The following is a 16659-nucleotide window of genomic DNA, read 5'->3' as shown; positions in this document are numbered from 1 at the left end:
CCCGAGGGCACCGAGATGGTGATGCCGGGCGACAACATCGCGATGGAAGTCACGCTGATCGTTCCGATCGCCATGGAAGAGAAGCTGCGCTTCGCCATCCGCGAGGGCGGCCGCACCGTCGGTGCCGGCGTCGTCGCTCAGGTCATGGACTGATTTCAAGTTCCAGGTGGCGGGTTGCCGCCACCTGTGATCCGCCGGAGGAGTGTAGCTCAATCGGCTAGAGCACCGGTCTCCAAAACCGGGGGTTGGGGGTTCGAGTCCCTCCACTCCTGCCAGCGGATCGACAAAGCGGGCGTTTTGCGTTAGAGAGCGCTCCCGTAATGGTTTTTGACAGGCGGCGCGAGGCTTGAAAACGGCTTCGCGCCCCTTCACTTTGGGCCGATGGTGCCCCTGAGAGGACGTCCGCAGCCGGTTTGAGGGTCGTGTGGACGTTAAGCGAGATGGCAAAGACGAACCCGTTCGACTTCATACAGCAGGTACGCTCGGAAGCCGCGAAGGTGACCTGGCCTACCCGTAAGGAAACCATGATCACGACCGCCATGGTCTTCGTGATGGTCCTGGTGGCTTGCTTGTTCTTCTTTGTGGCGGATCAGGCGATGAGCTGGGTGGTCCGCACGGTTCTCCTTGGATTCGGCGGTTAAGAGGTGGCTACGATGACGAAGCGTTGGTACATCGTCCACGCTTATTCGAATTTCGAAAACAAGGTTGCCCAGTCGATCAAGGATCAGGCGGCCCAGCGCGGCCTCGAGGACAAGTTCGAGGAGGTGATGGTGCCGACCGAGAAGGTCGTCGAGGTGCGCCGCGGCCGCAAGGTCGATACGGAGCGCAAGTTCTTCCCGGGCTATGTCCTGGTGAAGTGCGACCTGACGGACGAGGTCTATCACCTGATCAAGAACACCCCGAAGGTTACGGGCTTCCTGGGCGCCGACAAGTCCAAGCCGGTTCCGATCCCGGACCGGGAAGCCGAGCGGATCAAGGGCCAAGTGGCCGAGGGCGTCGATCACCCGAAGCCCTCTGTCAGCTTCGAGATCGGCGAGCAGGTGCGCGTTTCCGACGGTCCCTTCGCCTCCTTCAACGGCGTCGTCGAGGAAGTCGACGAGTCTCGTGCCCGCCTCAAGGTGGCAGTGTCCATTTTCGGCCGCGCAACGCCGGTCGAGCTCGAATACGGTCAGGTCGAGAAGGTCTGACGGTAAGGGGGCCGGCGCTTCAACGCCGCCTTCACGGCTCCCATTTAAAAGGAGCCTTCATCCGCGGGAGGTCTGCCCGGTCGCCATCCGGGACAATCCAGGCTGAACCGCGACCTGCAATTACCATGCCGTTCGGTTGGCTCCGGGCGGATGGTCCATTGGAGAAATTCCTATGGCAAAGAAAATCTCGGGCTACGTTAAGCTCCAAGTGCCCGCCGGCGCGGCCAACCCGTCGCCGCCGATCGGCCCCGCGCTCGGCCAGCGCGGCCTGAACATCATGGAATTCTGCAAGGCCTTCAACGCGAAGACCTCGCAGATGGAGAAGGGCACCCCGATCCCGGTGATCATCACCGCCTATCAGGACCGCTCCTTCACCTTCGAGATGAAGCAGCCCCCGGTGTCGTACTTCCTCAAGAAGGCGGCGAAGCTGGACAAGGGCTCGCAGACCCCCGGCAAGGGCAACAAGGCTGGTAGCGTCACGCGCGCCCAGATCCGCGAGATCGCCGAGAAGAAGATGGTCGATCTCAACTGCGACAGCGTTGATTCCGCCATGGCCATGATCGAGGGCTCCGCGCGCTCGATGGGCCTGGAAGTGGCGTAAGGAGGGCATGATGGCTGTGAAAGAAGGTAAGCGCATCCGCGCCGCCCGCGAGGGTGTCGACGCCGCCAAGCTCTATCCGATCCAGGACGCCGTGAAGCTGGTCAAGGAACGCGCCAAGGCGAAGTTCGACGAGACCATCGAGGTTTCCATGAACCTCGGCGTCGATCCGCGTCACGCCGACCAGATGGTCCGTGGCGTCTGCAACCTGCCGAACGGCTCGGGCCGTACCGTCCGCGTGGCGGTGTTCGCCCGTGGCGCAAAGGCTGACGAGGCCAAGGCCGCCGGTGCCGATATCGTGGGCGCCGAGGAGCTGTTCGAGGTCGTCAATGGCGGCACGATCAATTTCGATCGCTGCATCGCCACTCCGGACATGATGCCGCTGGTCGGCCGTCTCGGTAAGGTGCTCGGCCCGCGCGGCCTGATGCCGAACCCGAAGGTCGGCACCGTGACCATGGACGTGAAGGGCGCCGTCGAGGCCGCCAAGGGCGGAGCGGTCGAGTTCCGCGTCGAGAAGGCTGGTATTGTCCATGCCGGCATCGGCAAGGCTTCGTTCGACGAGACCAGGCTGGTCGAGAACATCAAGGCTTTCGCCGACGCCGTCGCCAAGGCGAAGCCCGCCGGCGCCAAGGGCACCTATGTCCAGCGCGTCGCGATCTCTTCGACGATGGGCCCGGGCGTGAAGGTCGATCCTTCCTCGGTTCTCAACGGCTAAGGCTGTTGCAGCAGATGACATCAGGAAGCCCGGCGTCTAACGCCGGGCTTCTTTGTTTTTGATCCGCTCGACCTTGTAATCGAGGGCATGCGGAATTAAGTTGATACATTGTGTCGTATCTTTGCGGTCTGTTTGATATAATTGGCGGGCTTTGGCAATGTGCCGTGGCCCTTTGGACGATCGCATGATTCTTCTAGGACGGTTGACGATCCGGGACCTGTCCAAGGGCGGGCTGCGCGGCAAGACGCGCCGCCAAGGCGAGTGATCTTGGAAGGTGGAAACCGATCTCGGCTCGCGCGACCTCGGAACCGAGTGGGCTTACCTTAGGTAAGTCCAAAACCTTGAAATTTTCCTTGCCTGGTCTTAGATATGGCGTCGCTTCCATATTTGCACCGAAAAGACACGCAAATGCCTCTTGGCTTTTGCGGCTTAAGGGCTTATGGATTCGCATTGAGTTTCCAACATATGCTGAAGCTTGGCATTCGCTCGAGCCTTCGGCTACCAATCCGCTCCCGAAACGGAGCGGTGACAGGCCGGCGGGCCAAAGGATTTCCTTTGGCGCGATCCGGCTATGTCCTGTCCGAGACTGCAGGCGCTGGCTTGTCCAGCTTAATTCGCGAGGGCCTGCATAGACGGGGAAGCCATATTCCAGCTCGTTAACGCGAGCGAAGAGTATCGGTTCGAACCATCTCACCCGGTGCGCTTGAAAAGGCGTGATTTGGGGGACAGGGCTTGCGAGAGCGTCGTTCAAGATGCCTCGGGTGCAAGCCTGGGCCTTGAACGGCAGATGCAACCGGCGGATTTCATCCGCCAACCGGAGAGAGCCCAGTGGAAAGAGCAGCAAAACGCGAGCTCGTCTCGACGCTCAACGGCGTGTTTAGCAACACGAACGTGGTCGTCGTCGCCCACTATGCGGGTCTTACGGTCGCTGACATGCAGAAGCTGCGCGCGCAGATGAAGCAGGCCGGCGCCACCGTTAAGGTCGCAAAAAACAGCCTCGCCAAAATCGCTCTCGAAGGCACGGACGTCGCGTCCATCTCGGGCCTTATGAAAGGTCCGACCCTGATCGCTTATTCGAGCGATCCGGTCGCGGCGCCCAAGGTCGCTGTCGATTTCGCCAAGGCCAACGACAAGCTCGTGATCCTTGGCGGCGCAATGGGCGCGACCGCCCTGAACGTGGATGGAGTGAAGGCGCTTGCCGTTCTTCCGTCCCTTGATGAACTGCGCGCCAAGCTGGTCGGCCTCATTCAGGCTCCGGCTACCAAGATCGCTCAGCTCAGCACTGCGCCGGCGGCGAAGCTCGCCCGCGTTTTCGGGGCCTATGCCAAGACAGGCGAAGCGGCGTGAGGCCGTAATCCTAACCATCAAACCGTTCGAACCGAACTTAAGGACTGAAATCCATGGCTGATCTTGCCAAGCTCGTTGACGATCTTTCGTCGCTGACCGTTCTTGAAGCCGCTGAGCTCGCTAAGATGCTCGAAGAGAAGTGGGGCGTTTCCGCTGCTGCGGCTGTCGCCGTCGCTGCTGCTCCGGGCGCCGGCGCCGGTGCTCCTGCTGCTGAAGAGCAGACCGAGTTCACGGTCGTTCTTGCCGCCGCCGGCGACAAGAAGATCGAGGTCATTAAGGAAGTCCGCGGCATCACCGGCCTCGGTCTCAAGGAAGCTAAGGACCTCGTCGAAGGCGCGCCGAAGCCCGTCAAGGAAGGCGTGTCCAAGGACGAAGCCGAGAAGATCAAGGCGACCCTCGAGAAGGTCGGCGCCAAGGTCGAGCTTAAGTAATCCTGCGGCCTTCACGGCCGTGAGGTTACCCCGGTCCAGGCCGGGTCTCAAAGAACAAGCGGTCCCAGGCAGTTTTGCTTGGGGCCGTTGTGTCGTCCAAGAAGCCAGGCTTCTTCGGCGGCGCTTCGAGGACCTGGGCGGTCCAACGTTTGTGGTGTTACTGGCGGCGACGTGCCGCCGGGCGGCTGATCAAGCCTCCAGGGCGACAGGGTGCTTGATCAGCTGTAGATGAGGAACGAGGTCCAGATGGCCAACACACTGATCGGCCGGAAGCGCATTCGCAAGTTCTTCGGAAAAATCAGAGAAGTGGCGGAGATGCCGAACCTCATCGAGGTTCAAAAGGCGTCCTACGACCAGTTCCTGATGGTCGAAGAGCCAAAGGGTGGCCGGCCGGAAGAGGGATTGCAAGCTGTCTTCAAGTCGGTTTTCCCGATCTCGGACTTTTCGAATACTGCTCTGCTCGAGTTCGTGAAATACACGTTCGAGCCGCCGAAATACGACGTCGATGAGTGCCGCCAGCGCGGCATGACCTTCGCTGCGCCGCTCAAAGTGACGCTGCGTCTCATCGTGTTCGATGTGGACCCGGATACCGGCGCCCGCTCCGTGAAGGACATCAAGGAGCAGGACGTCTACATGGGCGACATGCCGCTCATGACGGATAACGGCACCTTCATCGTCAACGGCACCGAGCGCGTCATCGTCTCCCAGATGCACCGTTCGCCGGGCGTCTTCTTCGACCACGACAAGGGCAAGACCCATTCGTCGGGCAAGCTGCTGTTCGCCGCGCGCATCATTCCCTATCGCGGTTCCTGGCTCGACATCGAATTCGATGCCAAGGACATCGTCTATGCCCGTATCGACCGGAAGCGTAAGCTCCCGGTGACGTCGCTGCTCTATGCGCTTGGCCTCGACAGCGAGGAAATCCTCGACACGTTCTACAACCGCGTCGTCTACAAGCGCGCCAAGGACGGCTGGACCGTTCCCTTCGACGCCGAGCGCATGAAGGGCTTCAAGGCGACCGTCGACCTCATCGACGCCCAGACCGGTGAAGTCGTGCTCGAGGCCGGCAAGAAGCTGACTGCGCGCACCGCCCGCCAGCTCGCCGAGAAGGGCCTTACGGCTCTGCGCGCGACGGATGAGGATCTCTACGGCCAGTACATCGCCGAAGATCTCGTCAATGCCAGCACCGGCGAAATCTACGCCGAAGCGGGCGAGGAGATCACCGAGAAGCTGCTGAAGGGTCTGGAAGAGGCCGGCTTCAGCGAGATTCCGGTGCTCGACATCGACCACGTCACGGTCGGTCCCTATATCCGCAACACCCTCGCGGTCGACAAGGCATCCTCCCGTGAGAACGCCCTGTTCGACATCTATCGCGTCATGCGTCCGGGCGAGCCGCCGATCCTCGATACGGCCGAGGCCATGTTCAACTCGCTGTTCTTCGATGCCGAGCGCTACGACCTCTCGGCGGTCGGCCGCGTGAAGATGAACATGCGTCTCGACCTCGACGCCGAGGACACCGTGAGGACGCTCCGCCGCGAGGATATCCTCGCGGTGACGAAGGCGCTCGTGGACCTGCGCGACGGCAAGGGAGAGATCGACGACATCGACCACCTCGGCAACCGCCGTGTGCGTTCGGTCGGCGAGCTCATGGAAAACCAGTACCGCCTCGGTCTGCTCCGCATGGAGCGCGCGATCAAGGAGCGCATGTCGTCGGTCGATATCGACACCGTCATGCCGCAGGATCTGATCAACGCCAAGCCGGCTGCCGCCGCCGTGCGCGAGTTCTTCGGCTCCTCGCAGCTCTCGCAGTTCATGGACCAGACGAACCCGTTGTCGGAAGTCACCCACAAGCGTCGTCTTTCGGCGCTTGGCCCGGGCGGTCTCACCCGCGAGCGCGCCGGCTTCGAAGTGCGCGACGTGCACCCGACCCATTACGGCCGCATCTGCCCGATCGAGACGCCGGAAGGTCCGAATATCGGCCTCATCAACTCGCTGGCGACCTTCGCCCGCGTGAACAAGTACGGCTTCATCGAGACTCCGTTCCGCCGCGTCCGCGACGGGAAGGTGACCGACGAGGTCATCTATCTCTCGGCGATGGAAGAGGCGAAGTACAACGTCGCCCAGGCGAACTCCACCATCGACGAGCAGAACAGGCTCACGGAAGATCTCGTGATCTGCCGCCGGGCCGGCGACAACATCGTCGTCGCTCCCGACCGCGTCGATCTCATGGAAGTGTCGCCGAAGCAGCTCGTTTCGGTGGCCGCCGCGCTTATCCCGTTCCTTGAGAACGACGACGCCAACCGCGCTCTCATGGGCTCGAACATGCAGCGTCAGGCCGTTCCGCTGGTTCAGGCGGATGCCCCGTTCGTCGGAACGGGCATGGAGGCGGTCGTCGCCCGCGATTCCGGTGCTGCGATCGCCGCACGCCGGGCCGGCGTGGTCGACCAGGTGGACGCGACCCGTATCGTTATCCGCGCGACGGAAGAGACGGATCCGACCCGCCCCGGCGTCGATATCTACCGCCTGCAGAAGTTCCAGCGCTCGAACCAGTCGACCTGCATCACGCAGAAGCCGCTGATCCGGGCCGGCGACGTGGTCCGTAAGGGCGACATCATCGCCGATGGTCCGTCGACGGAGCTGGGTGAGCTGGCTCTCGGCCGCAACGTGCTCGTCGCGTTCATGCCGTGGAACGGCTACAACTTCGAAGACTCCATCCTGCTCTCCGAGCGGATCGTGAAGGACGACGTCTTCACCTCGATCCATATCGAAGAGTTCGAGGTGATGGCCCGCGACACGAAACTGGGTCCGGAGGAAATCACGCGCGACATTCCGAACGTCTCGGAAGAGGCGCTGAAGAACCTCGACGAAGCCGGCATCGTCTATATCGGTGCGGAAGTTCATGCGGGCGATATCCTCGTCGGCAAGATCACGCCGAAGGGTGAAAGCCCGATGACGCCGGAAGAAAAGCTTCTGCGCGCCATCTTCGGCGAGAAGGCCTCCGACGTCCGCGACACGTCGCTCCGCGTCCCTCCGGGCGTGACCGGCACCATCGTGGAAGTCCGCGTCTTCAACCGTCACGGTGTCGACAAGGACGAACGCGCCCAAGCCATCGAGCGTGAGGAAATCGAACGTCTCGCGAAGGACCGCGACGACGAACAGGCGATCCTCGACCGCAACACCTATGCCCGTCTGGCCGAGATCCTGGCCGGACAGAGCGGCGTTGCAGGACCGAAGGGCTTCAAGAAGGACACCCAGATCACGCGCGATCTCCTCAACGAGTATCCGCGTTCCCAGTGGTGGCAATTCGCCGTCGACAACGATGCCCGCATGACCGAGATCGAGGCCATGCAGAAGCAGTACGACGAGTCGAAGAAGCGCCTCGAGCAGCGCTTCCTCGACAAGGTCGAGAAGCTGCAGCGCGGCGACGAGCTTCCGCCCGGCGTCATGAAGATGGTCAAAGTCTTCGTGGCCGTGAAGCGCAAGATCCAGCCCGGCGACAAGATGGCCGGCCGTCACGGCAACAAGGGCGTCGTGTCGCGCATCGTCCCGATCGAGGACATGCCGTTCCTCGAGGACGGCACCCATGCCGATATCGTGCTGAACCCGCTCGGCGTGCCGAGCCGCATGAATGTCGGCCAGATCCTCGAGACGCATCTCGGGTGGGCCGCTGCCGGTCTCGGCAAGCAGGTCGCCCAGGCGGTCGATGCCTATCTGAAGTCCGGCCAGGCCAAGCCTCTGCGCGATCAGCTGACCTCGATTTACGGCAAGATGCCGGAAATCGAGGATGCTTCGGACCAGGAACTCGTGGAGCTCGGCAGCAACCTGCGTCGCGGTGTTCCGTTCGCCACGCCCGTCTTCGACGGTGCGAAGGAAGCGGATATCGAAGCGATGCTGGAGAAGGCTGGCCTCAACCCCTCGGGTCAGGTCACGCTCTATGACGGCAAGACCGGCGAAGCGTTCGACCGCAAGGTCACGGTGGGCTACATCTACATGCTGAAGCTTCACCACCTCGTGGACGACAAGATCCACGCCCGCTCCATCGGCCCCTACAGCCTCGTTACCCAGCAGCCGCTGGGCGGCAAGGCCCAGTTCGGCGGCCAGCGCTTCGGCGAAATGGAGGTGTGGGCGCTCGAGGCTTACGGTGCTGCCTACACCCTTCAGGAAATGCTCACGGTCAAGTCGGACGACGTGGCCGGCCGCACCAAGGTCTACGAGGCCATCGTGCGCGGCGACGACACCTTCGAGTCGGGCATTCCGGAGAGCTTCAACGTTCTCGTGAAGGAAATGCGTTCGCTCGGCCTGAACGTGGAGCTCACGAACTCCAAGAAGGCCGCCAACGAGACGGAGCAGCTGCCTCCGTCCGAAGCGGCTGAGTAATTTTTACGTCGTCATCCCCGGGCCCGCCCCGGGGATCTCAATCCGAAAGGGAAGACCCCTTTCAGACCAAGATGGCCGGATCAGAACGGCCATGACGCCTTCGAGGTTTTAGGAGACGGCGATGAATCAAGAGGTCATGAATCTTTTCAATCAAACGGCGCAGCCGCAGAGCTTCGATCAGATCAAGATCTCGATCGCGAGCCCTGAGAAGATTCTGTCCTGGTCTTACGGCGAGATCAAGAAGCCTGAGACCATCAACTACCGCACGTTCAAGCCCGAGCGCGATGGCTTGTTCTGCGCGCGTATCTTCGGCCCGATCAAGGACTACGAGTGCTTGTGCGGCAAGTACAAGCGCATGAAGTACAAGGGCGTGATCTGCGAGAAGTGCGGTGTCGAGGTGACGCTCGCGCGTGTCCGTCGCGACCGCATGGGCCACATCGAGCTGGCCGCTCCCGTCGCGCATATCTGGTTCCTCAAGTCGCTGCCGAGCCGCATCGGTCTGTTGCTCGACATGACCCTGAAGGATCTGGAGCGGATCCTCTATTTCGAATCCTACATCGTCGTCGATGCGGGCATCACGCCGCTGAAGGACCGTCAGCTCCTGTCGGAAGAGGAATATATCCGCGCTCAGGACGAATACGGCGAGGATTCCTTCACGGCCATGATCGGCGCGGAAGCGATTCGTCGCATCCTCCAGGAACTCGACCTGGAGAAGGTGGCGGCCGATACCCGTGAGGAAATTGCGACGACCACTTCGGAGCTGAAGCCGAAGAAGCTGATGAAGCGCCTCAAGATCATCGAGGCGTTCCTTCAGTCCGGCAACAAGCCCGAATGGATGATCCTGACCGTCGTTCCGGTGATCCCGCCTGACTTGCGTCCGCTCGTCCCGCTGGATGGCGGCCGGTTCGCGACGTCGGATCTCAACGATCTCTATCGCCGCGTCATCAATCGCAACAACCGCCTGAAGCGGCTGATCGAACTGCGCGCGCCGGACATCATCATCCGCAATGAAAAGCGCATGCTGCAGGAGGCCGTCGACGCCCTGTTCGACAACGGTCGCCGCGGCCGCGTCATCACGGGCGCCAACAAGCGTCCGCTGAAGTCGCTCGCCGACATGCTCAAGGGCAAGCAGGGCCGGTTCCGTCAGAACCTGCTCGGCAAGCGCGTCGACTATTCGGGCCGTTCGGTCATCGTGGTGGGTCCGGAGCTCAAGCTCCATCAATGCGGCCTGCCGAAGAAGATGGCGCTCGAGCTCTTCAAGCCGTTCATCTACGCCAAGCTCGACGCTCGCGGCCTGTCCGCCACCGTCAAGCAGGCGAAGAAGCTCGTCGAGAAGGAGAAGCCCGAGGTCTGGGACATCCTGGACGAGGTCATCCGCGAGCACCCGGTTCTCCTGAACCGCGCTCCGACCCTGCACCGTCTCGGCATCCAGGCCTTCGAGCCCACCCTGATCGAGGGTAAGGCGATCCAGCTGCACCCGCTCGTCTGCGCCGCGTTCAACGCGGACTTCGACGGCGACCAGATGGCCGTCCACGTGCCGCTCTCGCTCGAGGCGCAGCTCGAGGCCCGCGTGCTCATGATGTCGACCAACAACATCCTGCACCCGGCCAACGGTCAGCCGATCATCGTGCCTTCGCAGGACATCGTTCTCGGCCTCTACTACCTCTCGATCATCTCCGATGGCGAGCCGGGTCAGGGCAAGGCTTTCGCCGATATGGGCGAGATCGAGCATGCGCTGCACGAGAAGGTCATCACGCTCCACTCCAAGATCCGTTACCGTTGGGAAGGTCTTGGCGAGGACGGCAAGCCGGTGTCGAAGATCTTCGAGACCACGGCCGGCCGCGTGATGCTCTCGCGCCTCGTGCCGCAGCATCCGATGCTTCCTTTCGACGTCGTGAACAAGCTCATGACGAAGAAGGAGATCTCCAACATGATCGATGCCGTCTACCGGCATTGCGGTCAGAAGGAGTCGGTGATCTTCTGCGATCGCATCATGAAGCTCGGGTTCTACAACGCGTTCAAGGCCGGCATCTCGTTCGGCAAGGACGACATGGTGATCCCCGAGAACAAGTGGGCCATCGTCGAGGAGACGCGCGCTCTCGCGAAGGATTACGAGCAGCAGTACCAGGACGGCCTCATCACCCAGGGTGAGAAGTACAACAAGGTCGTCGATGCCTGGGCGAAATGCTCGGATCGCCTTGCCGGCGAGATGATGAACCGCATCTCCGCAGTGAAGAAGGACGAGAACGGCCGCGATAAGCCGGTCAACTCCATCTACATGATGTCTCACTCGGGCGCCCGCGGTTCGCCGGCGCAGATGAAGCAGCTCGCCGCCATGCGCGGCCTCATGGCCAAGCCGTCGGGCGAGATCATCGAGACGCCGATCATCTCGAACTTCAAGGAAGGCCTCGACGTTCTCGAGTACTTCAACTCGACCCACGGCGCCCGTAAGGGCTTGGCCGATACCGCGCTCAAGACGGCGAACTCGGGTTACCTGACCCGTCGTCTCGTCGACGTGGCGCAGGATGCGGTCATCCGTGAGACGGATTGCGGTACCGAGAGGGGCATCCGCATGCGGGCCATCATTGATGCGGGCCAAGTGGTCGCGTCGTTGGCCTCCCGCATCCTGGGCCGCTCCACGGCCGAGGATCTCGTGGCCGCCGACGGCAAGATCATCGTTCCCAAGGGCACGATGATCGAGGAGGCGGATCTCGAGGCCATCAATGCCGCCGGCATTCAGGAGGTGAAGATCCGTTCCGTGCTCGTCTGCGAGTCCAAGAACGGCGTCTGCGCCACCTGCTACGGCCGCGACCTGGCTCGCGGCACGCCCGTCAACCACGGCGAGGCGGTCGGCGTCATCGCGGCGCAGTCCATCGGCGAGCCGGGCACTCAGCTCACCATGCGCACCTTCCACATCGGCGGCGCGGCGCAGATTGCGGATTCGTCCTTCATCGAGTCGAGCTTCGAAGGCACGATCAGCTTCCGCAACAAGAACATCGCGCGCAACTCCGATGGCGATCTCGTCGTCATGGGCCGCAACGTGTCTGTCGTGATCACCGGGCCCGACGGCACGGAGAGGGCGGCGCACCGTCTGCAATACGGCTCGCGCCTGAAGGTCGACGAGGGCGACACCATCAAGCGCGGCCAGCGCATCGCGGAATGGGATCCCTATACCCGTCCGATCCTCACCGAAATCGACGGTGTGGTCGGTTATGAGGATCTCGTCGACGGCGGTTCGATGATCGAGACGATGGACGAGTCGACCGGTATCGCGAAGCGCGTCGTGATCGACTGGCGCAGCTCGGCCCGCACGGCCGATTTGCGTCCGGCGGTCATCATCGAAGGCAAGGGTGGCAAGGTTGCCAAGCTGCCCCGCGGCGGCGACGCCCGCTACCTGCTTCCGGTGGATGCGATCCTCGCGGCCGATCCGGGCTCGAAGGTCAAGGCCGGCGACGTGCTCTCCCGCGTCTCGACCGAGAGCGCCAAGACCCGCGACATCACGGGCGGTCTGCCGCGCGTGGCGGAGCTGTTCGAGGCCCGTCGTCCGAAGGACGCGGCCATCATTGCGGAGAAGTCCGGTACGATCCAGTTCGGCCGCGACTACAAGAACAAGCGTCGCCTGACGCTGACCCCGCACGATGGCTCCGAGCCGGTGGAGTACCTGATCCCGAAGGGCAAGCACATCCACCTGCAGGACGGTGACGTAGTGGAACTCGGCGATTTCATCGTCGACGGCAACCCGGCCCCGCACGACATCCTTGCGATCAAGGGCGTCGAGGAGCTGGCAGCCTATCTCGTGAACGAGATCCAGGAGGTCTATCGTCTCCAGGGCGTGCTCATCAACGATAAGCACATCGAGGTGATCGTCCGTCAGATGCTGCAGAAGGTCGAGATCACCGATGGGGGCGATTCCGAGCTCCTCACCGGCGAGCAGATCGACCGGCTGGAGATGGAAGAGATCAACGAGCGCCTCGTCGCCGAGAAGAAGAAGCCCGCCGTCGGCGTGCCGGTTCTGCTCGGCATCACCAAGGCCTCGCTCCAGACCCGCTCCTTCATTTCGGCGGCGTCCTTCCAGGAGACTACCCGCGTCCTTACGGAAGCGGCGGTCAACGGCAAGGTCGATACCCTCGAGGGCCTCAAGGAGAACGTCATCGTCGGCAGCCTGATCCCGGCTGGTACCGGTGCGCTCAACTCGCAGATCAAGAGCGTCGCTCAACACCGCGACGAGCTGATCCTGCAGCAGAAGCGCGCCGAGTCCCAGGCTCAGGTCAGCGAGCTGCCTCCGGCGGCCGAGTAAAGCCTGATCTAACGCCAAGCTTGATAAGGCCGCCTCCGGGCGGCCTTATTTTTAGGAGGCGGGCGAAACCGGTCTCAGAGGGAGAAGCCCGTCGCCATCGAGGAGGCGAGGCGGCTCCCAGCCGGCCGGTCGACGTGTTCGATAGGCGCGGAGTTCTGGTTGAGGATCCTCCTAGCAGCCGGGAGGAATTTGCCGCTTGGACGCATATCTTCGAAAAGAGTTGACTTTTCCCGACTCGGCGGCTAGAGAGACCGGACTTTCCGGTTGGCCGTAGGTTTTTGACAGTCAAAGCGACGAGCTTCGACGCACTCGACCTAAACGCTCCCGAACTCAACCTTGACTGACACATGTCAGATTTAGGGCATGACCGCGGTTCGCCGTGGTCCTCTGCATGGCACCGCGCCAAGGGCTTTAACGGCCTGTGGCGCGGCTTCGTTTTGCGCAAGCCGTAAGCTTGCAGGGGCGCTGCGTAGCAGCGTTCAACCGTTGAAGACACGCAAAGCCACCAGGTGGTGGCCGGTGAAAGAGGGCAGAGGATGCCAACGATCAGTCAGCTGATCCGCAAGCCGCGGACGGCGCAAAAGAGCCGGAATAAGGTTCCCGCGCTTGAGGCCTGCCCGCAGAAGCGGGGCGTGTGCACGCGCGTTTACACCACGACCCCGAAGAAGCCGAACTCGGCTCTGCGTAAGGTCGCCAAGGTTCGCCTGACCAATGGCTATGAAGTCATCGGTTATATCCCGGGTGAGGGGCACAACCTTCAAGAGCACTCCGTGGTCATGATCCGCGGCGGCCGTGTGAAGGACCTTCCGGGTGTTCGCTATCACATCCTCCGCGGTGTCCTCGACACGCAGGGCGTGAAGAATCGTAAGCAGCGTCGTTCGAAGTACGGCGCGAAGCGGCCGAAGTAAGCCGCCAAACTGTCATTGAGGTCGGAGCCAGCTCATGTCCCGCCGCCATAGCGCTGAAAAGCGCGAGATCATTCCGGACGCCAAGTTCGGCGACATCGTCGTCACCAAGTTCATGAATTCGATCATGTACGACGGCAAGAAGTCGGCTGCCGAAGGCATCGTTTACGGTGCATTCGATATCATCGAAGAGCGCGCCAAGGCGAACCCGCTCGAGGTGTTCAAGCAGGCGCTCGATAACGTCGCTCCGGCGATCGAAGTGCGTTCCCGCCGCGTCGGCGGTGCCACGTATCAGGTCCCGGTCGAAGTTCGTACCGAGCGTCGTCAGGCACTTGCGATCCGCTGGATCATTCAGGCCGCTCGCGGCCGCAACGACAAGACCATGGTCGACCGTTTGTCCGCCGAGCTGCTCGATGCGTCGAACAACCGCGGCAACGCAGTGAAGAAGCGCGAAGACACCCACCGGATGGCGGAAGCCAACCGTGCGTTCTCGCACTATCGCTGGTAACGGCTGGACCTTGAGGAGCTAAGCGATGCCCCGCACGCACGCAATTGAGGACTACCGTAACTTCGGCATCATGGCCCACATCGATGCTGGCAAGACGACGACGACCGAGCGTATCCTTTATTACACCGGCAAGTCGCACAAGATCGGTGAAGTCCATGAAGGCGCTGCCACCATGGATTGGATGGAGCAGGAGCAGGAGCGTGGCATCACGATCACCTCTGCTGCCACCACCTGCTTCTGGAACGACAAGCGTCTGAACATCATCGACACCCCCGGCCACGTCGACTTCACCATCGAGGTGGAGCGTTCGCTGCGCGTCCTCGACGGCGCGGTGTGCGTTCTCGACGGCAACCAGGGCGTCGAGCCGCAGACTGAAACCGTTTGGCGTCAGGCCGACAAGTACGACGTTCCGCGCGTTGTGTTCGTCAACAAGATGGACAAGACCGGCGCGAACTTCTTCAAGTGCGTCGACGATATCGTCAAGCGCGTGGCCGGCAAGCCGGTTTGCCTCCAGATCCCGATCGGCGCGGAAAGCGATTTCCGCGGCATGGTCGACCTCATCAAGATGAAGGCCCTGGTCTGGTCCGGCGAGTCGCTCGGCGCGAAGTACGACGAAGTCGAAATCCCGGCTGAGCTGAAGGATCAGGCTCTGGAATATCGCGGCAAGCTCGTCGAGGCTGCTGTCGAGATGGACGATGAGGCGATGGTTGCCTATCTCGAGGGCCAAGAGCCCGACGAGGTGACCCTGCGCCGCTTGATCCGCACGGCCGTTCAGCGCCGCGCGTTCCATCCGGTACTCTGCGGCTCGTCGTTCAAGAACAAGGGCGTTCAGCCTCTGCTCGACGCGGTCGTGGACTTCCTGCCGTCCCCGGCTGATCGTGAAGCGATCCAGGGTCTCGATTTCAAGACCGAGGAGCCGATCACCCGCAGGCCGACGGATGACGAAGCCTTCTCCATGCTCGCCTTCAAGATCATGGACGATCCCTTCGTCGGCACGATCACCTTCTGCCGCGTTTATTCGGGCAAGGTCGATGCTGGCGCGAACATCCTGAATTCGACCCGTGACAAGAAAGAGCGCGTCGGTCGCATGCTTCTGATGCATGCGAACAACCGTGAAGACATCAAGGAGGCCTATGCGGGCGACATCGTCGCTCTCGCCGGCCTCAAGGATGTCCGGACCGGCGACACGCTCTGCGATCCGGCGAAGCCCGTGATCCTCGAGAAGATGGAGTTCCCTGAGCCCGTCATCGAGATCGCGATCGAGCCGAAGTCGAAGGCCGACCAGGAGAAGCTTGGTCTGGCTCTCGCGAAGCTCGCCGCTGAAGATCCGTCCTTCCGCGTTTCGACCGACCAGGAGTCGGGCCAGACGATCCTGAAGGGCATGGGCGAACTGCACCTCGACATTAAGGTCGACATTCTCCGTCGCACCTACAAGGTCGACGCCAATATCGGCGCTCCGCAGGTCGCTTATCGTGAGACGATCACGAAGAAGGCCGAAGTGGACTACACCCACAAGAAGCAGACTGGCGGTACGGGTCAGTTCGCTCGCGTGAAGCTCGTCATCCAGCCGAACGAGCAGGGTGCCGGGTTCTCCTTCGAGTCGAAGATCGTCGGTGGCGCGGTGCCGAAGGAATACATCCCCGGCGTCGAAAAGGGTCTGCAGTCGGTCGTGGGTGCTGGCGTCATCGCCGGCTTCCCGGTGGTCGATCTCAAGGTCGAGCTTATCGACGGCGCCTTCCACGAAGTCGACTCGTCGGCTCTGGCCTTCGAAATCGCCTCTCGTGCGGCTCTCCGTGAAGGCCTCCAGAAGGGTGGCTCGGTTCTGCTCGAGCCGGTGATGAAGGTCGAGGTCACGACGCCTGAGGATTATACCGGTTCCGTGATCGGTGATCTGAACTCGCGGCGCGGCCAGATTCAAGGCCAGGACATGCGCGGCAACGCTGTGGTCATCAATGCGATGGTCCCGCTCGCCAACATGTTCGGCTACGTGAATACCCTGCGCGGCATGAGCCAGGGTCGTGCCAACTACACCATGCAGTTCGACCACTATGAACAAGTGCCGTCGAACGTGGCTGCCGAGGTTCAGGCGAAATACGCCTGAACCCACTGAACAAGAACTGATTGATTTAAGGAACGGGTGCCACGATGGCGAAGGAAAAGTTTGAGCGGACGAAGCCGCACTGCAACATTGGGACGATTGGCCACGTTGACCATGGCAAGACGTCTCTGACGGCGGCGATCACGAAGGTTCTGGCGGAGTCCGGCGGGGCGACGTTCACGGCCTATGACCAGAT

General features: G+C 62.0%; 12 protein-coding genes, 1 tRNA gene and 1 pseudogene. All 14 read left to right on the top strand.

The window, feature by feature from the left end:
• Window positions 1–153, top strand: a pseudogene (gene tuf, locus AB4Y97_RS20455) (elongation factor Tu); the annotation flags it as partial.
• A gap of 45 nt (window positions 154–198) precedes the next feature.
• Window positions 199–275 (top strand) — tRNA-Trp (locus tag AB4Y97_RS20450).
• Between the two features lie 165 nt (window positions 276–440).
• Window positions 441–641, top strand: coding sequence for a preprotein translocase subunit SecE (gene secE / locus AB4Y97_RS20445; RefSeq protein ID WP_442000882.1), 201 nt, complete (start codon window positions 441–443; stop codon window positions 639–641).
• Window positions 642–653: 12 nt separating this feature from the next.
• A complete protein-coding gene (gene nusG / locus AB4Y97_RS20440) occupies window positions 654–1187 on the top strand; it encodes a transcription termination/antitermination protein NusG (protein ID WP_442000881.1) in 534 nt (177 codons plus the stop codon).
• A 172-nt stretch (window positions 1188–1359) separates the two neighbouring features.
• Window positions 1360–1788, top strand: coding sequence for a 50S ribosomal protein L11 (gene rplK / locus AB4Y97_RS20435; RefSeq protein ID WP_442000880.1), 429 nt, complete (start codon window positions 1360–1362; stop codon window positions 1786–1788).
• Window positions 1789–1798: 10 nt separating this feature from the next.
• Entirely contained in the window at window positions 1799–2500 is a 702-nt protein-coding gene (gene rplA, locus AB4Y97_RS20430) for a 50S ribosomal protein L1 (protein ID WP_442000883.1), read from the top strand.
• 828 nt (window positions 2501–3328) lie between these two features.
• Entirely contained in the window at window positions 3329–3847 is a 519-nt protein-coding gene (rplJ, locus tag AB4Y97_RS20425) for a 50S ribosomal protein L10 (RefSeq protein WP_442000879.1), read from the top strand.
• 53 nt (window positions 3848–3900) lie between these two features.
• Window positions 3901–4278: a 50S ribosomal protein L7/L12 gene (gene rplL / locus AB4Y97_RS20420; RefSeq protein WP_442000878.1), complete on the top strand. Its 378-nt coding sequence runs from the start codon at window positions 3901–3903 to the stop codon at window positions 4276–4278.
• Window positions 4279–4524: 246 nt separating this feature from the next.
• Window positions 4525–8655: a DNA-directed RNA polymerase subunit beta gene (gene rpoB / locus AB4Y97_RS20415; protein ID WP_442000877.1), complete on the top strand. Its 4131-nt coding sequence runs from the start codon at window positions 4525–4527 to the stop codon at window positions 8653–8655.
• A gap of 121 nt (window positions 8656–8776) precedes the next feature.
• A complete protein-coding gene (rpoC, locus tag AB4Y97_RS20410; protein WP_442000876.1) occupies window positions 8777–12952 on the top strand; it encodes a DNA-directed RNA polymerase subunit beta' in 4176 nt (1391 codons plus the stop codon).
• A gap of 536 nt (window positions 12953–13488) precedes the next feature.
• Window positions 13489–13860, top strand: coding sequence for a 30S ribosomal protein S12 (gene rpsL / locus AB4Y97_RS20405; RefSeq protein ID WP_109596495.1), 372 nt, complete (start codon window positions 13489–13491; stop codon window positions 13858–13860).
• Window positions 13861–13894: 34 nt separating this feature from the next.
• Complete coding sequence (gene rpsG, locus AB4Y97_RS20400; RefSeq protein WP_442000875.1) at window positions 13895–14365, top strand: 30S ribosomal protein S7; 471 nt, start codon at window positions 13895–13897, stop codon at window positions 14363–14365.
• Window positions 14366–14390: 25 nt separating this feature from the next.
• Complete coding sequence (gene fusA / locus AB4Y97_RS20395) at window positions 14391–16466, top strand: elongation factor G (RefSeq protein WP_442000874.1); 2076 nt, start codon at window positions 14391–14393, stop codon at window positions 16464–16466.
• A gap of 44 nt (window positions 16467–16510) precedes the next feature.
• The coding region (locus AB4Y97_RS20390) for a GTP-binding protein (protein WP_442000558.1) at window positions 16511–16659 on the top strand (149 nt) is incomplete at its 3' end.

The sequence above is a fragment of the Microvirga sp. 2TAF3 genome (assembly GCF_052114965.1).
GTDB lineage: Bacteria > Pseudomonadota > Alphaproteobacteria > Rhizobiales > Beijerinckiaceae > Microvirga.
The sequence above is the reverse complement of the archived record's forward strand: the minus strand, read 5'-3'. Positions and strand labels throughout refer to the sequence as shown.